The organism is Pseudoduganella ginsengisoli, assembly GCF_009720865.1.
Lineage (GTDB): Bacteria > Pseudomonadota > Gammaproteobacteria > Burkholderiales > Burkholderiaceae_D > Rugamonas > Rugamonas ginsengisoli.
In genome coordinates this window covers 118,641-143,703 of sequence record NZ_WNLA01000003.1, presented here as the reverse complement: position 1 = coordinate 143,703, position 25,063 = coordinate 118,641, and the positions used below count along the sequence as shown (strand labels likewise).

Here is a 25,063-nt window from a genome sequence, read left to right as displayed (position 1 = left end):
AAGAGTTGCCAGTAGCGGATTACTGCAGCGTCAATATCACTTTCACGCTGTCGTCAACCGCCGACTTGTCGATATAGCCGATTGCCTTCGGATCCTCCGCCACGGCTTTCCTCACGTCCGTATTGGATTTGTATTCCTTCGGTGGCGTGGCCTTGCCGGTAAATACCAGCTTGGACCAGATGGCTTTCACCTGGGCCGCATCCTTGTCCACCAGCTTCTGGTAAAAGTCATTGCGGATGCCGGAGCCTTCCGCCTGGTCGACCGGCGTGAACATGTTGGATTTGCCGAGGAAGAATTGCGATGCCTGTTCCGCAAACATGCGGGTGGCAGGATTCTTCTGGCTGACGATCACGACGGTTTCCGCCCGTGCCGGCGCGGCGGACAAGACAGCGCCGGCAACGGCGAGGCTGGCTAGCAGTTTGTTCATATGTCACCTCCGCCGGTCAAAACACATAATCCAGGCTGGCGCCCACCACCGTCACCGAATCTTTCAACCCGGTGGCCGGACCGTAAATCAGCGTCCCCGTCTTGGTCTTCGGCTTGACGCGGTCGACCTGGAATTTCAGCGCAGCGGAGCTGGCAAAGTTCCAGCGCACGCCGATCTGGTCGGAATCCTGCTCCGATGCCTGCAGCAAGCCGCGCACGGCGGTTGACAGTGCGCCGCTGGCAGGGAAGCCGGCCGGCAGGCTGATCTTCGTGCTGGCGCCCTTGACGGACGCGTGCGCATAGTACGGCAGGAATTTGCCCACGCGGTAAGCGCCCATCAGGTACCACGCATCCGTTTGCGGGATGTAGACCGGGTCAATGGCGCGGCGGGCGCCGAATTCGCCCTGCAGCACGATGTTGTTCCAGTCCATCGTCAGGCCGACCGCGTCGAATTTCATTTTCTTGCCGCTGCCCGTGACGCCGAAGTCGGCCGCCAGCTGCTTGAAGCCGACCGCGGCCAAGGTGGCGGTCAGGCTGTTGATCGGCACGATGTCATCGCTGTGCAGCGTGGTTTGCATGTGCGCATAGCGCAAGGTGACCGGGCCATGTTCCGCCGCGATGCTGATGCCTGCGGCCGGTGCGCGGTATTTCGCGACGGACGTGGTGGTCGGCAGGAACAGCTTGCCGGACGACGTGCCCACCACGGCTTGCACGGTGACGTTGGTGTCGCCAAACGCATGCTGCCAGTTGACGTCGGCGCCATCGATGGATTCCAGCGGCACTTGCGCATACAGTTCCACTGGCGGGCGCATCATCGTGTTGGCATAGCCGACGTTCTGGTAATCGGAAATCAGGAAGGTCGGCAATTGCACGCGGCCCACGCGTACGTTGACTTCATCGGTGGCGCGGTATTTGACGAATGCCCACGTCAAGTCTGTCGTGAAGGTCGGGCTGGTATTTTGGCGCGTCAAGACTTGCGCGGTGGCGGACAACTGGTCCGTGAATTGGTAGGTGGTCTGCAAACCCAGGTTGGTGTCCAGGCCCAGGCGCCAGCCATCGGCAACACCTTCAGCCTGGTTGTAGCGCACAAATTGCGCTTTGTCGGTATTGCTCTTCGCCACGCCAATGGTGCCGAAGCCGCTAATGCTGAGTTTGCCGTCATCGACGATCGCCGCCTGCGCGTGCGGTAAGGCCATCAGTGCAGCCAATACGGAAGTTGCCAGTGTCAGTCGTTTCATCCCATCCCCAAAAGTAAGTCATTACACCAAATAGCACGCCTGCCACCTTAGCGGAGTTTTTGTCATGCACATAGGAAACTTATGGGCGAGATGCGCCTATGTGGTATTTCCTCAACGAATTGTTGTCCTAAACGACAACGTCCGGCGCAGGGCCGGACGTTGTGGCAATTTCTGTGACTTACAGTTATGGCAAGGTCAGGATGACTTTCACCGTGTCATCCACTGCGGACTTATCGATGTAGCCAATGGCTTTCGGATCTTCGGCCACCGCTTTTTTCACTTCGGCGTTGGATTTGTACTCCTTCGGCGGCGTGGCCTTGCCGGTAAACACCAGCTTGGACCACAGCGCTTTCACCTGGGCGGCATCCTTGTCCGTGAGCTTTTGATAAAACTCGTTGCGGATGTGCGAACCTTCGGCCTGGTCGATCGGCGTGAACATGTTGGATTTGCCCAGGAAGAACTGGGATGCCTGTTCCGCAAACATGCGGGTCGCCGGGTTCTTCTGGCTGACGATCACCACGGTTTCAGCGGCGGCGGGCAGGGTAGCGGACGCCAGCGCAGCGGCGGCAAGAATACCCATCAAGTGTTTGATTTGCATGTGAATTACCTCACCTTAGCTTAGAAGACGAAATCGACGCCAGCGGCCACGACGGTCACGCTGTCTTTCTGGGTGTAGCCCGCCGGGACCGTCAGGGCGCCGGATTTGACTTTCGGCTTGACGCGGTCCACCTGCACTTTCAGCGCCACTGACTTGGCGAAGTCCCAGCGCACGCCGACCAGGTCGGACGATTGCTCGGCGGCCGTCAGCAAGTTGTTCACACCCGCATTCAATGCGGCCAGTGCGGGCACGCGTCCCAGCGTGGCCGGCACGGTGACTTTCGAGCCCGCGCCTTCCGATGCGGCGTGCGCGTAGTACGGCAGCACTTTGCCGAAGCGGTAGCCGCCCATTACGTACCATGCATTGGTTTGCGGGATGTACACAGGTTCCTTGGCGCGGCGCTGGGCATATTCCGTTTGCACCAGCACGTTGTTCCAGTCCAGCGTGGCGCCCACGGACGTGAACGTCATGCGCTTGCCTGGCACCAGGCCGAGGTCTTCACCCAGTTGCGCGAAGCCCACGGTTTTCAAGGTGGCGGCCAGGTTGTTGATCGGAGTCAGGTCGCTGCTGTGCATATTGGCCGAGGCATGGCCAAGGCGGAACGTCAGCGGGCCGCGTTCGATCGTCACGCTGGCGCCGGCCACCGGGGCGCGGTAATGCGCCAGTACGCCGCCAGCCGTGGTCACGACCAGCTTGCCGCGCGCGGTGCCGATAAAGGCTTGCGCGGTCACGTTGGTGTCGCCAAATGCGTGCTGGTAATTGACGTCGGCGCCATCCATGTTTTCCAGCGGGGCCTGGCCGTACAGTTCAATCGGCGGACGCATCATGGTGTTGGCATAGCCGACGTTCTGGTAGTCGGAAATCAGGAATGCCGGCATGACCACGCGGCCCACGCGCACGTTGACTTCATCGTTGATCTTCGCCTTGAGGAAACCCCAGGTCAGGTCGGTGGTGAATTCCGGGCTGGTGTTCTTGCGGGTCAGCACCTGGGCGGTGCCGGACAGCCAGTCATTGACCTGGTACGTTGCCTGCAGGCCCAGGTTGGAGTCGAGGCCGATGCGCGGGGTTTTCTTGACGCCGACGGCCTGGTTGTAACGGGTGAATTGCACCGTATCGTTATCGCTCTTGGCTGCCGCCAGGGTGCCGAAACCACTGATGCTGAGGTTGCCGTCACCCAGCGATCCAGCTTGCGCCTGGAATCCCAGTGCCGCGAGGATAGCTGCTACTAACAGTTGTTTTTTCATGTGTGTGCTCTCGTTTTTTATTTATGGGTGGTACGGACACGCGCGGGTGCCGTGCGCGACGTAACCTTATTGGAATTTGCGTTCCGGTTAAACCATTCGGTCTAAAAACTGAACGATAGTTCTAATTTTTGTGGCATTTTTCACCTCATTTCATGAATATTTTGATATTTTTTGTGGAAACTCCGTATTGAAATGGCAAAAATAAAATAAGGACATGGTGGTGGCGCGGGATCCGACGCCAATCGCGGCAGCAGCGCGCATCAGGCATTACAATGTCGGCTTTTCCATCTTTCCACTCAGAGGAACCCGCCCATGGCCGTCAATTCCCCCCTCCCGGTCGCAGCCGACCTGAAGCCCGTTGCAGGCATCGAGATCGGCTTTGCTGAAGCCGGCATCAAGAAGCCGAACCGCAAGGATGTGCTGGTCATGCGCCTGGCCGATGGCGCCACGGTGTCCGGCGTCTTTACGCTGAACCGCTTCTGTGCGGCGCCGGTACAGATTTCCAAGGCCAACCTGGCCGCCGCGCAAGCCGGCGGCAAGCCGATCCGCGCGCTGGTGGTCAACACGGGCAACGCCAACGCCGGTACCGGCGAAGCCGGCCTGGCCAATGCGCAGCAAGTGTGCGCTGAATTGGCGACCCTGCTGGGCTGCGATGCACAGCAAATCCTGCCGTTTTCCACCGGCGTGATCCTGGAGCCGCTGCCAGTCGCGAAGATTGCGGCAGGCTTGCCAACGGCAGTAGCCGGCCTGGCGGCGGACAACTGGTACAACGCGGCGGAAGCCATCATGACCACCGACACGCAGCCCAAAGCCGGTTCGCGCACGGTGGACATCGCGGGCCACAAAGTCACGCTGACGGGCATTTCCAAAGGCGCTGGCATGATCAAGCCGAATATGGCGACCATGCTGGGCTACCTGGCGTTTGACGCGAAAGTCGCGCAGCCGGTGCTGGACGTGCTGGTCAAGCATGCGGCAGACCAGTCGTTCAACTGCATTTCCATCGATGGCGACACGTCGACCAATGACTCGTTCATGCTGGTGGCAACGGGCGCCGGCACGCTGGTGGTCGATTCCGTGGATTCGCCGGAATACAAGGCGCTGGCGGCGGCTGTCACGGAACTGTCCGTGTTCCTGGCGCAGGCGATTGTGCGCGATGGCGAAGGCGCCACCAAGTTCATGACGATTACAGTGGAAGATGGCGCGTCGATGGAAGAGTGCCGCAAGATCGCGTATTCGATTGCCCACTCGCCGCTGGTGAAAACCGCGTTCTTCGCATCGGACCCTAACCTGGGCCGCATCCTGGCCGCGATTGGCTATGCGGGCGTGGATGACCTGGACGTGTCGAAGATCAACCTGTACCTCGACGATGTGTGGGTCGCGAAAGATGGCGGCCGCAATCCGGACTACAAGGAAGAAGATGGCCAGCGCGTGATGAAGCAAAGTGAAATCACCGTGCGCGTGAAACTGGCGCGCGGCGCGGCGAAGGCCACCGTGTACACGTGCGACCTGTCGCACGACTATGTCAGCATCAACGCGGATTACCGTTCCTGATATGGCAGCCATGGGTACAAGCGCGCTCGAACAGTTCCTCGTGCGCGCCGAAGCGGTGCTGGCGCGTGTGGAAGCCATCTTGCCGCAGGCGCCGCGCGAGCCGGACTGGAACCTGTCGTTTGCTTACCGCTGGCGCCGCCGTCACGGCGCCGCCAGCCAGCTGCAGCCGGTACGCAGCGTGGCCACTATTGCGCTGGACGACTTGCACAATATCGCGCGCCAAAAGGAAGCGATCGAGCAAAACACGCGCCAGTTCGTGGCGGGCCGCCCGGCCAACAATGTGCTGTTGACGGGCGCCCGTGGCACCGGCAAATCGTCATTGATCAAGGCGTGCCTGAACCGCTTTGCAGGCGATGGCTTGCGGCTGATTGAAGTGGACAAGGAAGACTTGCATGAGCTGGGCGACATTGTCGACCTGGTGGCGGGGCGTCCGGAGCGCTTCATTATCTTTTGCGATGATTTGTCGTTTGAAGAAGGGGAGAGCGGCTACAAGGCGCTCAAAGTCGCGCTCGATGGTTCCGTGTCGGCCCAGTCGGATAACGTGCTGATTTATGCGACGTCGAACCGGCGCCATTTGATGCCGGAGCGGATGTCGGATAACGCGACGTACAAGCATGACGAGGACGGCGATTTGCATCCGGGCGAAACCGTGGAAGAAAAGATTTCACTGTCGGAGCGCTTTGGCTTGTGGCTGTCGTTTTATCCATTCAAGCAAGACGATTACCTCGACATCGTTGGCTATTGGCTCAGGCACTTTGGCTGCACGGATGCGCAAGTGGAAGAAGCGCGCGGCGAAGCGCTGCGCTGGGCGCTGCAGCGGGGTTCCCGCTCGGGGCGCGTGGCGTGGCAATTTGCGCGGGATCACGCGGGAAAGATGGCATGAGCGGGTCGATTGTTGACGTGGCAGTTGGCGTGCTGGTCAAGCCGAATGGCGACGTGCTGCTGGGCCAGCGCCCTGCAGGCAAGCCCTATGAAGGGTATTGGGAATTTCCCGGCGGGAAGGTCGATCCGGGCGAAACCGTGCTGGACGCGCTGAAGCGGGAATTCCTCGAAGAGCTGGGATTGGTTATCCACAGTGCGCAGGAATGGTGCGGTGTGGAACATGTTTATCCACACGCACACGTCCGTCTGCACTTTTACATTAGCCGCGACTGGAGCGGTGAACCGCAGAGCCTGGAAGGGCAAGCGTTTGCGTGGCAGGGGGCGGTTGGCGTCGAACCGCTGCTGCCGGCCACGATCCCGCTGCTGCAGTGGCTGGAGCAAATCCGGCACGATCCTCAAGCATTACCGTAAGCTGGCAAAGGCTATCGTTGCCTATACGAACGATAGTGCTTTTGGGGCCAGGCCCCAATTGCGGAAAAGAAAAAAGGTGCCAGGGACTTAAATTCCGTCAGGAAAAAAAGTCCCTGGCACCTTTTTGGTATTGGGAATTATTCTTCGTCGTTGGGATCGACGGGCGGCGCGGCGGGAATCGTGTATTTTTCTTCGGCCCAGGCGCCCAGGTCGATTTGCTTGCAGCGTTCTGAGCAGAACGGGCGGTATTTGTTTTTTTCAGTCCACTCCACTTTGGCGGAGCAGGTCGGGCATTCCACTACGGCAGTCATATTACTTCACTTCAAAAATTACAGAGCGTCAACTCAAATGGCACATCATCTTCCAGCGGCCGCGGCTTCAAATCGCCGCCTTGCGTGGTAAAGCGTACCCACAGCATGTATTTATTCGCGGAAATCTCAGGAATCGCACCCAGCGATTCATCCAGGGTCAGCCGCAGCATTTGATAAATCTTGCCTTGCAGCATTTGCTGATAACTGCCGGAACCTGCGATCATTTTCACGGGGCCACCGGAATCGCGCAGCAAACGCAATACCAGCCCCAGCGCATCGAATAATGGCGCCAATGGAGCGAACCAGCCGGCAATATCATTGAAACGGGCTTCAGCGGAACGCTGCTGCCACGCATAATAAGACGGCAAATCAAATTCGCACGCGCCGCCCGGAATAATCGTGCGGCCACGAATACTCATCAGCCATTCATTGTCCCGGACGTTCTGGCCAGTTTTACCTTGCGCCGCCACCAGCGCGCTGGACACGGCATCCACTTCCGACAGCACGGCATCCAGCATTTCAGGCTGGACATTGGGATTTGAGCGGTAACTCAGCAAGCTTTGCCGCTGGCGTTCCAGTTCTTGCAGTAAATCAGACTTTAAATCCGCGCGGCCAGCCACTTCCAGCATGTCAAATATCGTCGCGAGGGCGACGTGATGCTGCATCGGGTGTTCCTGGTGCACAAAGAACTTGAATTTCTCATACAGGTCTTCCAGCCGCAACAACGTGCGTATGCGCTCGTTGAAAGGGTATTCGTAGACAATCAAAATGACTTCCCTCTAAAGATGGGCCTGAAAGAATTCCGTGATTCTGAACCAAGCTAGCCGAAATTACAAACGTTGCGATGGTATTGTTATCGTTCCTGCAGAAAATGCCAGGTATAAATCGTGGAAATGGGCAACTTGTTCCTCCAATGCATCCAATTTGCCACCATTATTGATGATATCGTCCGCTGCCGCCGCACGCTGCGCCCGGGTAGCCTGATTCGCCATGATGGCCAACACCTGGCTTTCCGCCAGCCCGTTGCGCGCCATGACCCGGGAAACCTGCACGTCTTCCGGACAATCCACCACCAGCACCCGCGACACCCGTTCCTTCCACGTCCCAGATTCCACCAGCAGCGGTACGTCATACATCACGTAAGCGCCAGTTGCGGCTGCCGCGGCGGCCAATGCCGCGTCGCGGATGCGGGGATGCAGGATGGCTTCCAGCCGTGCCTTGGCAGTCGGATCGGAAAATACCAGCGCGCGCATTTTAGCGCGGTCCAGCGCGCCGTGTGCGTCGGCATACTGGGCGCCGAATTCCGTGACGATGGCTGGCATGGCGGGACCATTGGGCCCCGTCATGCTGTGCGCGATCTGGTCCGTATCGACGATGGTGGCGCCGCGGGCTGCAAACAGCTTGGCGACGACGCTTTTGCCGCTGCCGATGCCTCCCGTCAAGCCGACAGTGAAGGCGCTCACTGGCCCAGCACCGCAGCAAGGAAGGCTTGCAGCGGCGTCCTGTAGACGAGGGAAATCAGGCCGGCTGCCGCCAGATACGGGCCGAACGGGAATTTATAGCCAAAGCCGGCGCGCGCCATCACCATCTGGATCACGCCGAATACGGCGCCCGACACGGCCGACAGGATGATAATAATCGGCAGCATCATCCAGCCCATCCACGCACCCAGCGCGGCCAGCAGCTTGAAGTCGCCATAGCCCATGCCTTCCTTGCCCGTCACGAGCTTAAACAGCCAATACACGCTCCACAGCGCCATATAGCCGGCCGCGGCGCCAATGACGGCCTGGTCCAGCGGCACAAACATGCCCTGCACGTTGACCAGCAAGCCCGCCCACAGCAGCGGATACGTCAGCGCATCGGGCAGCATCATCGTGTCGAGGTCGATGAATGTCATGGCAATCAGCAGGTAAGCAAACAGCAGCACCGCCATGCCCATCCAGCCGCTGCCGAATTGCCATACCAGCCCGGCAGACAACAGGCCGGTGAACGCTTCCACCAGCGGGTAGCGGATGGAAATGCCGGCTTTGCACTGGCTGCACTTGCCGCGCAGGACCGCATAGCTGATAACGGGGATATTTTCCAGCGCCGTGATCTGGTGCCCGCAGTGTGGACATGCCGAACGCGGCATCACGAGGTCATAGCGGTCCGTATGGGGCAGTGGTTCTTCGCGGATTTCCGCAATGGCATTGTCGGTTTCCCGCTGTTCCATGATGGGCAGGCGGTGGATTACCACATTCAGGAAGCTGCCGATCAATAATCCAAAAATACCCGCGGCAATGGCTGCAATCAGCGTGGCGGGCGGGGCAAACAGCAAGAGTTCCTGCATTGATAGGTTCCGTAAGTTGTGTTTTCGTATATTAAGTGAAATGCCGGTGCCCGGCGGCAGTCATCGGCTGCCGCTGGCAAGGAAAGTACGTGGCGCAGGGCTTACACCACCGAACCCAGCTTGAAGATCGGCAGATACATGGCAACGACCAGGCCGCCAATGATGGTACCGAGAATCACCATGATGATGGGTTCCATCAGGCTCGACAGCGAAGCCACCGCTTCATCGACTTCTTCTTCGTAAAAGTCCGCCACCTTGCCCAGCATAGAGTCGAGCGCGCCGGATTCCTCGCCAATGGCCACCATTTGCGTGACCATCGTAGGGAACACGTCGGCATTTTGCATGGCCACGGTCAGGCTGGTGCCGGTGGACACTTCATTCTGGATGCGCTTGGTGGCCTCCAGATAAATGATGTTGCCAGACGCGCCGCCGACCGAGTCCAGCGATTCCACCAGCGGCACACCGGCGGCAAACATCGTCGATAACGTCCGGGTCCAGCGCGCCACTGTGGCTTTGCGGATCACGTCGCCGAATATCGGCAGCTTCAGCATGATGACGTCCATCGCACGCTGGACTTTGGGCGACCGCCTCCACGCCTGGAAGAAGAAGTAAATCGCGCCAAAGAGGCTGCCGAAAATCAGCCACCAGTATTTAACGAAGTATTCCGACACGGCCATGACGAACAAGGTTGGGGCCGGCAAGTCCGCGCCAAAGCTTTTAAACACTTCCTTGAAGGCGGGTACCACCCAGATCATGATGACGGCCGTGACGACGAATGCCACGCCGAGAATCGACACCGGATAGGTCAGGGCCGACTTGATCTTGGCCTTCATGGCCAGGGTTTTTTCCTTGTAGATCGCCAGGCGGGTCAGCAAGTCTTCCAGGATACCGGCCTGTTCGCCCGCGCCCACCAGGTTGCAGAACAGCGGGTCGAAATACAGCGGGAATTTGCGGAATGCCTGGTTCAGGCTGGTACCGGTTTCAATATCGGCCCGCAAATCCATGATCATTTTCGCCACGGACGGATTGGCATGGCCCTTGCCGACAATGTCGAACGATTGCAGCAGCGGCACGCCGGCCTTCATCATCGTGGCCAGCTGGCGTGTAAATAACGTGATGTCCTTGTCCGTGATCTTTTGGCCGGCACGGTAGGTTTTTTTCTTGACCTTGGTGACCATGATGCCCTGGCGCCGCAGCGTCACGTTGACCACGGCTTCGCCGCCGGCGCGCAATTCGCCCCGCACGGTCTTGCCGCTCTTGTCCTTGCCTTCCCATGCGTACACGGATTCCTTGATCGCGCCGCCTGCGTTGCTTGATGTGGCCATATTCAATGATCCTTACTCGTTGGTGCAGCCGAGCACTTCTTCCAGGCTGGTCAAGCCGTTTTTGACTTTGACGAGGCCCGACTGGCGCAGCGATTTAATGCCTTCTTTTTCCGACTGTTCGGCAATTTGCATGGAATTGCCATGGGCCAGGATAATCGCTTCAATGGCCGGCGTAATGGGCATGATCTGGTAAATGCCGACCCGTCCCTTGTAGCCGCCGCCGTTGCAGCGTTCACAGCCGACAGGGCCATAGGGCTTCCAGCTGCCGTCCAGTTCTTCGTCCTTGAAGCCGGCTTTCAGCAGCAATTCGCGGGAAATATCGACTGGCTGCTTGCACGTGCATAAGCGCCGCGCCAGGCGCTGCGCGGTAATTAAAATCACGGACGACGCGATATTAAATGGCGCCACGCCCATGTTCATCAAACGCGTCAATGTCGATGGCGCGTCATTGGTGTGCAAGGTGGAAAACACCATGTGGCCCGTTTGCGCTGCCTTGATGGCGATGTCGCCGGTTTCCAGGTCGCGGATTTCACCCACCATGATGATATCCGGGTCTTGCCGCAAGAAGGCTTTCAATGCAATCGGGAAGGTCAGGCCGGCTTTGTCGTTGACGTTGACCTGGTTTACGCCCGGCAAGTTGATCTCGGCCGGATCTTCCGCCGTCGAGATATTGATTCCCGGCTTGTTCAGGATATTCAAGCACGTGTACAGCGACACGGTCTTGCCGGAGCCCGTCGGGCCCGTCACCAGCACCATGCCGTAAGGGCGGTGGATGGCGTCCATCAGCAACTGCTTCTGGTCCGGGTCGTAGCCCAGCGAATCAATGCCCATCTGCGCCTGCGTAGCATCGAGGATACGCATGACGGTTTTTTCGCCAAACAGCGTGGGCAGCGTCGATACGCGCAAGTCGATGGTTTTCGTTGGCGACACGATCAGCCGCATGCGGCCATCCTGCGGCACGCGCTTTTCTGAAATATCCAGCTTGGCCAGCACTTTGATGCGCGACACCAGCTTGTCCTTGATGGACACGGGCGGTTGCGCATGCTCAGTCAGCACGCCATCGACGCGGAAGCGGATGCGGTAAAACTTTTCAAAAGGTTCGAAATGCAAGTCCGATGCGCCCAAATTCACGGCATCCATCAGCATCTTGTTCAGGAAACGCACGATGGGCGCGTCTTCCACGTCGGAGGCGCCTGGATCGGCTGCGGTTTCAGCAGGCGCTTCCTGTTCTTCGGCGAACTGGATATCTTCCTGTTCGCCTGATATTTCATTGAGGCTTTGTTCGGCGCTGCGGCCCAGCGCTGCAAGTAAATGCAGCAAGCTGTCGTGCGGGACAATAACGGGTTCGACGGACGATTCCGTCTGGAACTTGATCTGGTCCAGCGCCTGCGTATTGGTGGGGTCGGAAATCGCCACCGCCATCTTGTTGCCCCGTTTCGACAGCGCGACGACACGCTGCGTCATCATCAGCTTGGGATCGATGATTTTCTGCGGCAATAATTCGATGGAAAACGCCGCCAGGTCCATCATGGGGTAGGCAAACGTTTCCGAGCAAAAGCCGGCCAGGTCGCGGGGCGAAATCGAACCGCTGGCCAGCAGCGTATCAATAAACGGCTGCTTGTCACTCTGGGATTTTTTTTGCAGCGCATCCGCCTGCACTGGTGTCAGGCGGCCTGCCTGCATCAATGCTCGCGCCAGCCCTGGCAAGGGCGGGCTGGAGGCTGGATTGGGTTGGACTGCAGCCATAGCGCCGTTAGGAAAACTGCAAGATTGATAGTCAGGCCCGAAGGCATCCGCCGATGATGCCTGTGAGCATCATTTTTGTAAAGCTGCGGTCCAAGCGTGCGCGTTACCGGAAAGCAATTAGCTGCGCGGACGTATCAATTTCACGACTTTGATCGACTGGTTCTGTACTTGCACCACCTCGACCACACACCCGCCGGTTTTCACACTGATGGGCGCTTCCGGGATATCTTGCAAGTATTCCAACAACATCCCGTTCAGGGTTTTCGGCCCATCCAGGGAAAAGTTTAATCCCAGACGCTTGTTAATGTCACGCAGCGCAACGGAACCTTCCAGCAGGCATTCCCCGTCGGCATCCCACGCAAACGATTCCGCCCGGGCGGCCCCCGGCGTCGACGTGGTGAATTCACCAATCATTTCTTCAATGATGTCATCCAGCGTGACCAGACCCTGCACTTCGCCATATTCATCGACAATGATGCCCAGGCGTTCTTTATTTTCCTGGAAGTATTGGAGCTGCGTCAGTACGCCCGTGTCCTGGGGAATGAAATACGGTTCCGTCAACAGGGCGCGGAAGTGATCGGCCGTTAATTCGTCGTCTTGCGTCAACAGCGCCATGGCCTTGCGCACGTGCAAAATGCCGGCAATCTGGTTGATTTCGCCTTCGTACACGGGCAGTTTGTTGTGGTAGCACGTGGTCAGCTGGCGCTTGATTTCTTCCACGGGCGCGGCCAAATTCAGCGCTTCAATGTGCACGCGGGGCGTCATGATGTCTTCGACGGAAATCGCTTCCAGGTCGAACAGGTTGAGCAAAATGCTGCGGTGTTTTTGCGGCATGGCGTTGCCGCCATCCAACAGCAACGTGCGCAATTCATCGGGCGACAGCCGCGCATCGTGCAACGGCGTGCCCATGCGGATGCCAAAGATGCGCAACACGGTGCTGGTGAACAGGTTGATAAACCACAACAGTGGGCGCGCGGCCGACAGCAGCGGGCGCAGCAGCATGGCAGTCGGCAGCGCAATTTGCTCCGCATATGTGGCGCCGATCATTTTCGGCGAAATTTCCGCAAAGACCACCAGCAAGAACGTCATGGCCGCCGTGGACCCGACGACCAGCCATTCGTCATAGCCAAACGTGTGGATGACGATGGCGGTCACCAGTGCAATGGCGGTGGCATTGATGAGCGTGTTGGCAATCAATACCAGCGATAACAGTTTATTCGTGCGTTCCAGCAGCCACAGCGTTGCGACAGCGCGCCGGCTGCCGCGTTTGGCTTTGTGGCGCAAGCGGTGCCGGTTGGCGGCCATTAAAGCGGTTTCCGCCATGGCGAAAAACGCGGAACACAAAATCAGGAAAGCAAGCGCAGTCAGTTGCGCCCATATGGGTACGGTATCCAATGGGTCACCGTGTAAAAGCATGCATGGGAGTTCAATTCAGCAGGGGCGGGAACCGGCCCGTAGCGGTCGCCGCAAGGCGCGGTTTCGTGGATTTTAAGGCAACTGCTGATGCCGGGCAAGCTGATGGGCTGCTTGATGCGCTGTTTATAGAAGCAGGCACAGCAACTCATCCAGACGTGCGCGGCAATGGAAAAATTCGGCGTAGATTGAATTTCCTCTTTGATGGAGGTGGACATGAGTGTCTTGCACGAAACAATCTACGGTGCGGCTGCCGCACCGGTCATCGTCCGGTTATTGCCGCTGCTGTGCTGCCTGGCGCCCATGACCGAGACCCAGGCTGCCGTGCTGGCAGCTGGTCCTGGCAAGACTTATGCGACGCCGTGTGCTGCGTTTGCAGCGGCGCGTGCGGGAGATACGGTGGAAATCGAAGGCGCGAACACGTATAGCGGCAACGTCTGCTATATCGCCGCCAGCAATTTGACGATACGGGGCGTACGGGGGCGTCCGAAAATCGATGCAGCCGGACAAAATGCACAGGGCAAGGCGGTCTGGGTCATTGGCGGCAGCAATGTCATCGTGGATAACGTGGAAATTTATGGCGCCAAGGTGCCCGACCACAACGGCGCCGCGTTCCGTATTGAAGGGACGAACTTTACGCTGCGCAACAGCTTTATTCATGACAACGAGAACGGCATCTTGTGCGGCGCCAATGCGAATTCCAATATCGTGCTGGAAAACAATGACTTCGGCCACAACGGCGATGGCAGCGGGCAGACTCACAACGTGTACATCGGCGCCATTGCCAGCCTTGTGTTCCGCTATAACTATTCGCACGATGCCGTGGTGGGGCACAACTTGAAATCACGGGCCCTGGTCAACACGGTGGTATATAACCGTTTCTCCACCTTGGGACCCACGGAGCAGGGCACAACGGCGGCAGGACGGCCCAGCTATGAAATGGATTTGCCCAATGGCGGCACCGCGTATGTGATCGGCAACGTGATCCAGCAGCCGGCCGCCTATGAAAACTCGACCTTGCTGTCGTATGGGGCGGAAGCCAGTGCGGGGGCGGCCGATGCGTTGTATGTCGTCAACAATACGTTCATAAATGACGGCGCCAATGCAGTCTTTATCAACGTAAACAGCCGCATCACGAAGCCGGCGCACATCCAGAATAATCTGTTTGCGGGGCGGGGCGTGCTGACCAACCAGGCATCTGCCACGTTGCAAACCAATTACAAGGCGGACCAGGTGGCATTCGTGAACCGGGCGGAATACGACTTGCACCCGCTGACGAACCCGCAAATCACGGGCGCCGGTTCGGAACCGATCGTGCCGCCCACGGGCGTGGCGTTGCGGCCTGTCATGGAATACAAGCACACGGCCAGCAGCAGTCCGAGGCCGGTGGCCGTCAAGCTCGATATCGGCGCATATCAGTCGGGTAGCACGACCGTGACATTGCTGCCGGCCGGCAGCAGAAAGCCTTAAAGTTGCCCAATCGAAGTGCCAGGGACTTTTTTCTGAGCGGAAGTCCCTGCCACCTTTTTTCTTAGAGGAAATTCTGACGCTTACTTTTTCGCGCTCAGACAAGTTTTCATGAAGGCTTTGCGGTCATCGCCTTTCATGCCTTCCGCATCCTTGTTGCAGGACTTCATCTTGTCTTGCTGCGTCACGGGGGCAGAGGCCGCTGCAGGCTTATTGCTCAGGCATTCTTTCATGAAGGCTTTGCGCTCATCGCCTTTCTTGCCTTCGGCGTCCTTATTGCAAGTGACCATCTTGTTTTGCTGGGCAGTTTTTGGTGCGGAAGCCGCTGCCGAAGCAGAGGCCGACGCGGCAGGCGCGGCAAAGACAGACGACGAACACAGGGAAGCAACCGCAGCGAGAGCGGCAATCACGGAAACAGCAAGCAGTTTTTTCATAGGAAACAATCCTGTTCAGTAAGAGGTGCAATCCGAATTACTATACGACAAGTTTGATCTGTGTCACGCCTGAAACGTTTGCCTGTTGTTGCCGGTTGACAGGTCAACTGTCCAGCTCAACTGTCCAGATCAACTGCCCAACTCAACTGCCGCGGTAGGTCGAATACGCCCACGGCGACACCACCAGCGGCACGTGGTAGTTTTGCGCCGCGTCGGCAATGCCGAATGCAATCGTGACCTGGTCGATAAAGCGGGGCTCCGGCACGCTGGCGCCTTGGGCGGCAAAGTAATCGCCGGCATCAAACACCAGTTCGAATTTGCCGGTCTTCATGGATGCGCCTTCGAGCAGGGGAGTATTGCAGCGGCCATCCGCATTGGTGACATCGGTTTTCACCAGCATGCGGCCTGTCGGCAAGACTTCATATAAGGCCACCTTGACACCGGCGCCAGGTTTGCCGGCGGTGGTATCCAATACGTGGGTACTGAGTTTGCCCATTGGATTACTCCTATATAGGTTAGGAAAGAGACGATATCGTGCAAATCTTATACTGATGTCGTTATCGACATATATTATTGGTGAAATGCATCATCATCGCCACTGTTGTTAACCAGAGACCTATGAGCACCTACGATAACTACCCACGCGACATGATCGGCTACGGCCGCACCCCTCCTCACGCGCAATGGCCGAACGGCGCCCGCGTGGCGTTGCAATTCGTGCTTAATTATGAAGAGGGCGCTGAAAACAATGTGTTGCACGGCGATCCGGCGTCGGAAACCTTCCTGTCCGAAATTATCGGCGCCCAGGCTTTCCCGAACCGCCACCTGTCGATGGAAACCATTTACGAATATGGTTCCCGCGCCGGCCTGTGGCGTTTGCTCCGCATGTTTGAAGACCGCAAGCTGCCGCTGACCATCTTTGGCGTATCGATGGCGCTGAAGCGCAACCCGGAAGCCGTGGCGGCCTTCATGGAACTGGGCCACGAAATCGCGTGCCACGGCTTGCGCTGGATTTCGTACCAAAATGCCGATGAAGCCACGGAACGCGCCCACATGAAGGAAGCCGTGGAAATCATCAAGGAATTGACGGGCTCCGCGCCACAAGGATGGTACACGGGCCGCGATTCCCCCAACACGCACCGGCTCGTCATGGAACACGGCGGTTTCCGCTATGACGCCGACCACTATGGCGACGACTTGCCATTCTGGATGGAAATCGAGCACAAGGATCCGGAAAGCGGCCTGACGGTAGTGAAGCCCCAGTTGATCGTGCCATACACGCTGGATACCAATGACATGCGCTTTGCTGCCATGCAAGGTTTCAATTCAGGCACGCAATTCTTTGATTACCTGAAAGATGCCTTCGACACGCTGTACGCGGAAGGTGATCCGGAAGGCTTGAATGCGCCGAAGATGCTGTCGATCGGCCTGCACTGCCGTCTGGTCGGCCGTCCGGCCCGGGCCGCCGCGCTGGCGCGTTTCCTCGATTACGTGCAGAGCCACGATAAAGTGTGGATCACGCGCCGTATCGACATCGCAGAACACTGGCACAAAGTGCATCCTTTCGTAAAATGATGTAAAGCAGCGAACGACCCGTCCGTTCCTATTGAAAATGGCTGATGTGCGACATCAGCCATTTCATATATGGGCCGCGATCGGGAACTGATAGTCTTGTACGTACTCAAGGGGGCGAGGCGACAATGTCAGAACCGATTCGTTTTTACTACCGCGGCGCAGTGCATACCGTGGACGACGTATCCCCGACGCAAACCGTGTTGCAGCATTTGCGTGAAGATCTCCATTGCACCGGCACCAAGGAAGGCTGTGCGGAAGGCGACTGCGGCGCCTGCACGGTCGTGCTGGGTTCGCTGGTTGATGGCCAGCTGGAATTAAAAACCGTTAATTCCTGTATTCAATTCACTCCGACGCTGGATGGCAAAGCCCTGTTCACGGTGGAAGACGTGCAGCAGGCCGATGGCGCATTGCACCCCGTGCAGCAAGCGCTGGTCGAATGCCATGGCTCGCAGTGCGGCTTTTGTACGCCGGGCTTTGTCATGTCGCTGTGGGGCTTGTATTTGAACCATGATGCGCAGCCGTGCTCGCGCAAGCAGATTGATGACGCGCTGTCCGGCAACCTGTGCCGCTGCACCGGCTACCGGCCCATCATCGATGCGGCGCAGCGCATGACGGAATTGCCCAAAGTACCGTTTGACCGCGCCGCACTGGCCACCGCGCTGCAAGGCTTGCAGCGCAGCCAGGGCGCCACGTATAGCTTCGAAGGCCGCCATTTCCACGCGCCGCGCACCCTGGCCGAGCTGATTGAGCTGCGCGCCAGCCGCCCGCAAGCGTTGATGCTGGCCGGCTCCACGGACGTGGGCTTGTGGGTCACCAAGCACATGCGCGAGCTGAACGACATTATTTATCTGGGCAATGTGGCGGAACTGAAAGCCATTGCCACCGATGCCACCCATCATCCTATGCTGGTAGTAGGCGCCGGCGTGTCGCTGAACGATGCGTATGGTGCGGTTTGCGCCCACTACCCGCAACTGCGTGAAATGTGGCAGCGCTTTGCGTCGCTGCCGATCCGCAACGCGGGCACCCTGGGTGGCAATGTCGCCAATGGCTCGCCAATCGGCGATTCCATGCCATGGCTGATTGCACTGGGCAGCGAAGTGGTGCTGCGTTCGCAGGCGGGCCAACGCGTGCTGCCGCTCGAAGCGTTTTACCTGGATTACATGAAAAAGGATTTGCAGCCGGGCGAATTCGTGGAAGCCGTGCGCATTCCTCTCCCCCTGCCGCTGCCGCAGGCGAACGTGCAATTCCGTACCTATAAGCTGGCCAAGCGCTTCGACCAGGATATTTCCGCCGTGTGCGCCGCGTTTGCATTGGAACTCGATGGCGGCATGGTCAGGCAGGCGCGCATTGCATTTGGCGGCATGGCCGCGACGGCAAAGCGTGCGCCGCAAGCGGAAGCAATATTAAATGGCCAGCCGTGGGATGAAGCGCACGTGCTGGACGCCATGGCGGCGCTGGCGCGCGATTACACGCCGCTGTCCGACATGCGCGCATCCAGCGATTACCGCATGATGGCGGCGCAAAACCTGTTGCGCCGCTTTTGGCTGGAAACGCGGGCCGCTGCGCCGCTGGCGTCCAGTGACGTGAATGTGTGGGAGGCCGTATGAACCATCCTGCTGCATCAGAAATCCAGGCCATGGCATGGGCCGGCGTCGGCAAGGCTGCGCCGCACGAATCGGCGCAATTGCACGTGCTGGGCCAGGCCACGTACACGGACGACATCCCGGAAATGCAGGGCACGCTGCACGCGGCGCTGGGTTTGTCCAGCAAGCCGCACGCAAAGCTGGCCGCCATCGATCTGGCGCCCGTGCTGGCGTCGCAGGGCGTCGTGGCTGCGTACCTGGCAAAGGATATACCGGGCGTCAACGATTGCGGCCCCATCATCCACGATGATCCGATCCTCGCCGATGGCAAAGTCGAATACGTGGGCCAGCCGATTTTTATCGTGGTGGCCGATACGCACGACAATGCGCGCCGCGCAGCGAAGCGCGCCGCCATCACCTATGACGAATTGCCGGCCATCCTGACGCCGCAGGCAGCGAAAGCCGCCGCATCCTATGTGCTGCCGCCCATGCATTTGAAGCGGGGCGATTTCCAGTCTGCGTATGATGCGGCGCCGCGCAAGCTGAAAAGCACGTTGTACGTGGGCGGCCAGGAACAGTTTTACCTGGAAGGCCAGATTGCCTACGCCATTCCCAAGGAAGCCAACGGCATGCACGTGTATTGCTCGACGCAGCACCCGAGTGAAATGCAGCACGTGATTGCCCATGCGCTGCACTTGCATTCGCACCACGTGCTGGTCGAATGCCGCCGCATGGGGGGCGGTTTCGGCGGCAAGGAATCGCAATCGGCGCTGTGGGCGGCGTGCGCGGCCATCGCGGCAAAAAAACTCAACCGCCCAGTGAAATTGCGGGCCGACCGCGATGACGACATGCTGGTCACGGGCAAGCGCCACTGCTTCTACTATGAATATGAAGTGGGCTACGACGATGAAGGCCGCATCCTTGGCGCGAAAGTCGACATGGTGTCGCGCGCGGGCTTTTCCGCCGACTTGTCCGGTCCCGTCGCCACGCGCGCCGTGTGCCACTTCGATAATGCGTATTACCTGTCCGCTGCCGATATCCGCGCCTGCTGCGGCAAGACCAACACGCAATCGAATACCGCGTTCCGCGGCTTTGGCGGGCCACAAGGGGCGATTGCCATTGAAAATATCATCGATGAAATCGCACGCGACGTCGGCAAGGATGCACTCGACGTGCGCAAGCTGAATTTCTATGGCAAGCATGACCGCAACGTGACGCCATATGGCCAGGTGGTGGAAGACAATGTCATCCACGAACTGGCGGCGCAGCTGGAAGCGTCCAGCGATTACCGCGCGCGCCGCGCCGCTGTCAACGCGTACAACGCATCGAGCGAAGTATTGAAAAAAGGCTTGGCGTTCACGCCCGTGAAATTCGGCATCGCGTTCAATGTCACGCACTTGAACCAGGCGGGCGCACTGGTGCACGTGTACGTCGATGGCTCCATCCTCGTCAATCATGGCGGCACGGAAATGGGGCAGGGCATCAACACCAAAGTGGCGCAAGTGGTGGCGCATGAACTGGGCCGCGATTTGTCGCATGTGCGCGTGACGGCCACCGATACCAGCAAGGTGTCGAACACGTCCGCCACGGCCGCCTCGACGGGCGCGGACTTGAATGGCAAGGCGGCGCAGGATGCGGCAGGACAGATCCGCGCGCGCCTGGCGCAATTTGCCGCCAGCCTGCATGGCGGCTCGGCCGGCCAGGTCCAGTTTTACGACGACAAGGTGCACGTCAACGGCCACGCGATTCCATTCACGGAACTGGTGCAGGCGGCTTACCTGGCGCGGGTGCAATTGTGGTCGGACGGTTTTTATTCGACGCCCGGCTTGTCGTGGGATCCGAAAACCATGACGGGCCACCCGTTCTTTTATTACGCCTATGGCGCCGCCGTGGCCGAAGTGGTGGTCGATACGCTGACGGGCGAGTGGAAGCTGCTGCGCGCCGACATGCTGTATGACGCCGGCAATTCACTGAACCCCGCCATCGATATCGGCCAGGTGGAAGGCGCGTTTATCCAGGGCATGGGCTGGCTGACGACGGAAGAATTGTGGTGGAACGCGGGCGGCAAATTGATGACGCACGCGCCATCGACGTACAAGATCCCGGGCGTGTCGGACTGCCCGCAAGACTTGCGCTGCAACTTGTTTGACAACCGCAACGTAGCTGACAGCATCCATCGCTCGAAAGCCGTGGGAGAACCGCCGCTGCTGCTGCCGTTTTCCGTGTTCTTTGCCATCCGCGACGCGGTCTCCGCGGTGGCCAACCATCGAATCAACCCGCCGCTGAATGCACCGGCGACTTCCGAATCCATTTTGAAGGCCATTGCCGCTGTTACCGGCGCAATGAAATAACATGACTGACTGGCTCACTGACCCTGCGGCGCCTGCCGTGTTGATCACCGTTGCGAAAGTGGAGGGCTCCGGCCCGCGCGAAACGGGCGCGAAAATGCTGATCACTGCCGATCGTGAATTCGACACCATTGGCGGCGGCCACCTGGAAATGCGCGCCATCGATATTGCGCGCGACATGGTGAAACAGCACAGCGGCCCGGCCGTGCGCTATGAACGCTTCGCGCTGGGCCCCAGCCTGGGGCAATGCTGCGGCGGCGTCGTGTACCTGCTGTTTGAAAAAGTCGATGCACGGCTGGCGCCCGTCATGGACCAGTTGCGCAAGCGGCTGCGCGAAGACAGCTGGCGCTTGACGGCGCTCGATGGCCCGGCCGCATCAAGCCTGTTCGATGCGCACGGCCAGCCGCTGACCGTATCGGAATTCGGCGCGCCGAAATTCGACAGCAGGCAGCCTGCCCATTTGATGACGGACGAAGCGGGCCGCCGCTGGCTGGTCGATCCCGTGCTGGCGCCGCGCGCGCACTTGACCTTGTTTGGCGCGGGCCACGTGGGCGCCGCCATCGTGCGGGCGCTGGCGGACTTGCCTTGCACCGTTACGTGGGTCGATGAACGTGAAGACATGTTCCCGGACGATATCCCGGCCAACGTCGTCGTCGAAGCATCGGAAGTGCCGGAAATGTGCGTAGGCGAGGCGCCCGCCAATTCCAGCTACCTGGTGATGACGCACAACCACGCGCTGGACCAGCGCCTGACGGAAACCATCATGCGCCGCGATGACGTGTACTGGTTTGGCCTGATCGGTTCAAAAACCAAGCGCATGCAGTTTGAACACCGCTTGCAGGCGAAAGGCTTTGACCAGGGCAAGATCGACGCCATGGTGTGCCCGATCGGCATTGCCGGCATTACCAATAAAGCGCCGGCCGTGATTGCCGCCTCTGTCGTGGCGCAATTGCTGGGCGTGTGGGAGCAGCAGGAAATGGAGCGCATGCCGCGCAAACTGTCGCAGACCATGACGATGTTGCGTGCGGCAGGAGATGCCGGATTACGCGCTGCGCGCTAATCCAGCCTACATCAGGCTGTAGGGCGGATTAGCGCGCAGCGCGTAATCCGCCAATGCGTGCGTTACCGCAGCATTAGCAAGGAGAGCCGCCCTATGTCAGCCGTCACAATGCAAGCCTTCCGCAGCAGCCTGCTGCACTTCAGCGCCGATCCGGCATTGGCGGACCATGCGCACCACTGGCACGAAGATGGCCTGCTGGTGCTGGAAGATGGCAAGGTCAAGGCAGCGGGCGATTATTTCGACTTGTTCCCGCTGCTGCCGCCCGGCACACCGGTCACGGATTACCGGGGCAAGCTGATCGCCCCCGGCTTCATCGACACCCACATCCACTACCCGCAAACCGACATGATTGCATCGCCCGCACCGGGCTTGCTGCCATGGCTGAATAACTTTACGTTTCCCACGGAGCGCAGTTTCGACGAGCCGGTCCACGCGAAGAATACGGCGGCCTTTTTTCTCGATGAATTGCTGCGCAACGGCACCACGACAGCACTGGTGTATTGCACCGTGCACCCGCAATCGGTGGACGCATTCTTTGAAGCAGCCAGCAAACGCAACCTGCGCATGGCGGCCGGCAAGGTGCTGATGGACCGCCACTGCCCGGACTTTTTACAGGATTGCGCGGAGACGGGCGGGCGTGACAGCGAAGACTTGATCCGCCGCTGGCATGGCCAGGGCCGCAATATGTACGCGTTGACGCCGCGCTTTGCACCGACGTCGACGGATGCGCAACTGGGCGTCACGGGTGAACTGGCGCGCGCCTATCCCGACGTCTATGTGCAAAGCCACGTGTCGGAAAACCAGGATGAATGCCGCTGGGCGATGGAGCTGTTCCCCGGTGTGCGCAGCTACCTCGACGTGTACGACCGCTATGGCTTGCTGCGCCCCCGCGCCGTGTATGGCCACTGCATCTGGCTCGATGACGCAGACCGCGCGCGCATGGCTGCTACCGGCACGGCGGCCGCCGTGTGCCCGACGTCGAACCTGTTCCTGGGCAGCGGCTTGTTTGATTTTGCCAAGGCTGACCGTGCCGGCATGCTGCTGTCGCTGGCAACCGACGTGGGGGCAGGTACGTCGTTCTCGATGTTGCAAACGATGAATGAAGCCTATAAAGTAGCGCGCTTACAGGGCAGCTACCTGCCGGCCCTGCGCATGTTTTATCTCGCCACGCTGGGCGCCGCCCGCAGCCTGCACCTGGAAGGCACGATCGGCAATTTCGCCACGGGCGTGGAAGCGGACTTCATCGTGCTCGACCCCAAGGCGACGCCGCTGCTGGCGCGCCGCACCAGCCATTGCAGCAGCCTGGAAGAATTGCTGTTTGCGCTGGCGCTGCTGGGCGACGACCGCGTCGTGGCCGCCACGTATGCGCAGGGACGTTTGGTGCATGAACGCGTGACGGAGGCTGCCCACCATTAAGCGCTATAGCTAGCTATATAAGGGCACTCCATGCACAAGAAATTACTGATCGCCGCCGCCATTGCTTCCACCCTGGCGGTCCCGGCGCATGCCGCTTCCAACGAAGACATCGTCAAACGCCACTTCGCGTCGCTGGTGGCCGGCGGCCAGCCAAAACTGGCGGAACTGACGCTGTTCTTCACGATGATGCCGAAGGGCGGCGATTTGCACCACCACTATTCGGGCGCCATTTATGCCGAACAATTCCTGGACTGGGTCGACCGCCAGGCGTATTGCGTCAACAAAGCCACGTACCGCATTGAAACGGATAAAGCCGTCAACGATGCACAGCGCGCGCTGCCTGCCAAAGACCGCTCGTGCCTGACGGGCGCTGACGTCTTGCTGGATAACACGGTGCTGGCCGAAGTCCTGCAGCGCTGGGCCACCAAGGATTTCTATAACCACAGCGGCCAGCAAACGCCGCCGGACCGCACGTTCTTCGATACGTTCCCTTACTTTGGTCCCGTCTCGTCCACCAATACAGCCGATGGCTTGCGCACGCTGAAGCAGCGCGCCATAAATGAAAACGTCAGCTATATCGAAACCGTGTTTGAAATTGCGCCGCTGGCGCAGTATGCGGACTTCGACCAGGCCGTACTGTCCCAGCGCGCGGACTTGAATGCGCAATTCGAATCGCTGATGGCTGCGCTGGACAAGGACGCCGCGTGGAATGGCTGGATCGCCGCGTACGACGCCAACGTCAACACGTCCAGCGCCGGTATCGATGACGCGCAATTCACGATGCGCTACCAGCCGTTCGTGCTGCGCTTCCTGTCTCCATCGCAAGTGTTTTCCGGCATGGTGTCCGGCTTCAAGCTGGCGCGCCAGAATCCTAAAGTCGTGGGCGTCAATATCGTGGGCCAGGAAAGCACGTATGTGTCCATGCGCGACTACACGCTGCACATGCAAATGTTCGCGTTCCTGAAAAAGAAATTCCCGGACGTGAAACTGTCGCTGCACGCAGGCGAGCTGTCGCTGGGCATGGTGCCGCCGGAAGGTTTGCAGTCGCACATTGCGGAAGCCATCAATACGGCAGGCGCGGCCCGTATCGGCCACGGCATGGACATCGCCCACGAGCGCAATGCACTGGCGCTGATGAAAACCATGCGCGACAAGGCCATCCCCGTCGAAGTCAACCTCACCAGCAACGAATTCATCCTCGGCATCAAGGGCGACCAGCATCCGGTGACCTTGTACCGCAAGTATGGCGTGCCATTTATATTGGCGACGGATGACGCGGGCGTGTCGCGTAATAACTTGTCGAATGAATATGTGCTGTATGTCAGCCGTTACAAGACGGATTACGCGGAAGTGAAAAAACTATCTTATGACAGCATCCGTTACAGTTTCCTGGCTGAGCAGGACAAGCAGCGCTTGCTGAAAGCGCTGGATGCCCGCTTCGCGAAATTTGAAGCGGACATTGTTGCGGCCATGCCGCATCCAGGCAAAAAATAACAGCTCATCTATGCGCCGGGAGCATGGCTTCCGGCGTGATGTTGTTCGTGCAATTGTGTGGCAGACATACTACAAGCACAAACATTTGTTTGATTAGTATGAATTTTCCACATGAATCCTATTCAAGTAATCTTATAATCCCGCCTTAATCCCTCACTCCGGCCACTGCCGGACGACTAAAAGCAGTGGATTTATATATTTGGCGTCTCAAT

23 protein-coding genes are annotated in these 25,063 nt (G+C 59.1%); 10 read left to right on the top strand and 13 right to left on the bottom strand.

Annotated elements, in window-relative coordinates; genetic code table 11:
• Positions 1 to 19: 19 nt before the first annotated feature.
• The 4 genes from GM668_RS07130 to GM668_RS07115 form a co-directional block, all read right to left on the bottom strand.
• On the bottom strand, positions 20 to 427 hold the full coding sequence (locus GM668_RS07130) for a type 2 periplasmic-binding domain-containing protein (protein WP_155438262.1): 408 nt from the start codon (positions 425 to 427) through the stop codon (positions 20 to 22).
• A 16-nt stretch (positions 428 to 443) separates the two neighbouring features.
• Complete coding sequence (locus tag GM668_RS07125; protein ID WP_155438261.1) at positions 444 to 1,664, bottom strand: porin family protein; 1,221 nt, start codon at positions 1,662 to 1,664, stop codon at positions 444 to 446.
• Positions 1,665 to 1,848: 184 nt separating this feature from the next.
• Positions 1,849 to 2,262 (bottom strand): type 2 periplasmic-binding domain-containing protein, encoded by a 414-nt coding sequence (locus GM668_RS07120; RefSeq protein ID WP_371868652.1) that lies wholly within the window; start codon positions 2,260 to 2,262, stop codon positions 1,849 to 1,851.
• 20 nt (positions 2,263 to 2,282) lie between these two features.
• Positions 2,283 to 3,506: a hypothetical protein gene (locus GM668_RS07115; protein WP_155438260.1), complete on the bottom strand. Its 1,224-nt coding sequence runs from the start codon at positions 3,504 to 3,506 to the stop codon at positions 2,283 to 2,285.
• Between the two features lie 312 nt (positions 3,507 to 3,818).
• Between GM668_RS07115 and argJ the strand changes: the two genes are divergently transcribed.
• From argJ to GM668_RS07100, 3 genes are read left to right on the top strand one after another with little or no spacing between them, the layout of a single operon-like run.
• Complete coding sequence (gene argJ / locus GM668_RS07110; RefSeq protein ID WP_155438259.1) at positions 3,819 to 5,057, top strand: bifunctional glutamate N-acetyltransferase/amino-acid acetyltransferase ArgJ; 1,239 nt, start codon at positions 3,819 to 3,821, stop codon at positions 5,055 to 5,057.
• A gap of 10 nt (positions 5,058 to 5,067) precedes the next feature.
• Entirely contained in the window at positions 5,068 to 5,940 is an 873-nt protein-coding gene (locus GM668_RS07105) for an ATP-binding protein (protein ID WP_155438258.1), read from the top strand.
• Entirely contained in the window at positions 5,937 to 6,350 is a 414-nt protein-coding gene (locus GM668_RS07100; RefSeq protein ID WP_155438257.1) for an NUDIX domain-containing protein, read from the top strand. The genes GM668_RS07105 and GM668_RS07100 overlap by 4 nt, the downstream gene beginning before the upstream one ends.
• Before the next feature lie 137 nt (positions 6,351 to 6,487).
• Here the strand turns inward: GM668_RS07100 and yacG are convergent, their stop codons facing one another.
• From yacG to GM668_RS07065, 7 genes are all read right to left on the bottom strand, one after another.
• Positions 6,488 to 6,661: a DNA gyrase inhibitor YacG gene (gene yacG, locus GM668_RS07095; RefSeq protein WP_154375226.1), complete on the bottom strand. Its 174-nt coding sequence runs from the start codon at positions 6,659 to 6,661 to the stop codon at positions 6,488 to 6,490.
• A gap of 11 nt (positions 6,662 to 6,672) precedes the next feature.
• On the bottom strand, positions 6,673 to 7,428 hold the full coding sequence (gene zapD / locus GM668_RS07090) for a cell division protein ZapD (RefSeq protein ID WP_155438256.1): 756 nt from the start codon (positions 7,426 to 7,428) through the stop codon (positions 6,673 to 6,675).
• A 63-nt stretch (positions 7,429 to 7,491) separates the two neighbouring features.
• Complete coding sequence (gene coaE / locus GM668_RS07085; RefSeq protein ID WP_170305532.1) at positions 7,492 to 8,124, bottom strand: dephospho-CoA kinase; 633 nt, start codon at positions 8,122 to 8,124, stop codon at positions 7,492 to 7,494.
• A complete protein-coding gene (locus GM668_RS07080; protein WP_155438255.1) occupies positions 8,121 to 8,990 on the bottom strand; it encodes a prepilin peptidase in 870 nt (289 codons plus the stop codon). Before GM668_RS07080 ends, coaE begins: the two co-directional genes overlap by 4 nt.
• A gap of 101 nt (positions 8,991 to 9,091) precedes the next feature.
• Entirely contained in the window at positions 9,092 to 10,315 is a 1,224-nt protein-coding gene (locus tag GM668_RS07075; RefSeq protein ID WP_155438254.1) for a type II secretion system F family protein, read from the bottom strand.
• Positions 10,316 to 10,327: 12 nt separating this feature from the next.
• A complete protein-coding gene (gene pilB / locus GM668_RS07070; RefSeq protein WP_155438253.1) occupies positions 10,328 to 12,061 on the bottom strand; it encodes a type IV-A pilus assembly ATPase PilB in 1,734 nt (577 codons plus the stop codon).
• A gap of 117 nt (positions 12,062 to 12,178) precedes the next feature.
• Complete coding sequence (locus GM668_RS07065; RefSeq protein WP_155438252.1) at positions 12,179 to 13,456, bottom strand: HlyC/CorC family transporter; 1,278 nt, start codon at positions 13,454 to 13,456, stop codon at positions 12,179 to 12,181.
• A gap of 234 nt (positions 13,457 to 13,690) precedes the next feature.
• Here GM668_RS07065 and GM668_RS07060 point away from each other — a divergent pair, with 234 nt between their 5' ends.
• The gene (locus tag GM668_RS07060; RefSeq protein ID WP_229499021.1) at positions 13,691 to 14,944 is read left to right on the top strand and encodes a right-handed parallel beta-helix repeat-containing protein; all 1,254 of its coding nucleotides are present in this window, start codon (positions 13,691 to 13,693) and stop codon (positions 14,942 to 14,944) included.
• An 80-nt stretch (positions 14,945 to 15,024) separates the two neighbouring features.
• Here GM668_RS07060 and GM668_RS07055 read toward each other — a convergent pair whose 3' ends face one another.
• On the bottom strand, positions 15,025 to 15,375 hold the full coding sequence (locus tag GM668_RS07055) for a PsiF family protein (RefSeq protein WP_155438251.1): 351 nt from the start codon (positions 15,373 to 15,375) through the stop codon (positions 15,025 to 15,027).
• Between the two features lie 142 nt (positions 15,376 to 15,517).
• Positions 15,518 to 15,871 carry a hydroxyisourate hydrolase gene (gene uraH, locus GM668_RS07050; RefSeq protein WP_155438250.1) on the bottom strand — a complete coding sequence of 118 codons (354 nt, stop codon included), beginning with the start codon at positions 15,869 to 15,871 and terminating at the stop codon, positions 15,518 to 15,520.
• 122 nt (positions 15,872 to 15,993) lie between these two features.
• On the opposite strand from uraH, the gene puuE reads away from it, so the two are divergent.
• The 6 genes from puuE (at position 15,994) to GM668_RS07020 (ending at position 24,851) form a co-directional block, all read left to right on the top strand.
• Entirely contained in the window at positions 15,994 to 16,950 is a 957-nt protein-coding gene (gene puuE, locus GM668_RS07045) for an allantoinase PuuE (protein ID WP_155438249.1), read from the top strand.
• Positions 16,951 to 17,075: 125 nt separating this feature from the next.
• Positions 17,076 to 18,557 (top strand): xanthine dehydrogenase small subunit, encoded by a 1,482-nt coding sequence (gene xdhA / locus GM668_RS07040; RefSeq protein ID WP_155438248.1) that lies wholly within the window; start codon positions 17,076 to 17,078, stop codon positions 18,555 to 18,557.
• Positions 18,554 to 20,884, top strand: coding sequence for a xanthine dehydrogenase molybdopterin binding subunit (xdhB, locus tag GM668_RS07035; RefSeq protein WP_155438247.1), 2,331 nt, complete (start codon positions 18,554 to 18,556; stop codon positions 20,882 to 20,884). Before xdhA ends, xdhB begins: the two co-directional genes overlap by 4 nt.
• A 1-nt stretch (position 20,885) precedes the next feature.
• The gene (gene xdhC, locus GM668_RS07030; protein ID WP_155438246.1) at positions 20,886 to 21,941 is read left to right on the top strand and encodes a xanthine dehydrogenase accessory protein XdhC; all 1,056 of its coding nucleotides are present in this window, start codon (positions 20,886 to 20,888) and stop codon (positions 21,939 to 21,941) included.
• Positions 21,942 to 22,034: 93 nt separating this feature from the next.
• Positions 22,035 to 23,357 carry a guanine deaminase gene (gene guaD, locus GM668_RS07025; protein WP_155438245.1) on the top strand — a complete coding sequence of 441 codons (1,323 nt, stop codon included), beginning with the start codon at positions 22,035 to 22,037 and terminating at the stop codon, positions 23,355 to 23,357.
• Between the two features lie 30 nt (positions 23,358 to 23,387).
• A complete protein-coding gene (locus GM668_RS07020; RefSeq protein ID WP_155438244.1) occupies positions 23,388 to 24,851 on the top strand; it encodes an amidohydrolase family protein in 1,464 nt (487 codons plus the stop codon).
• The last annotated feature ends 212 nt before the right edge of the window (positions 24,852 to 25,063 follow it).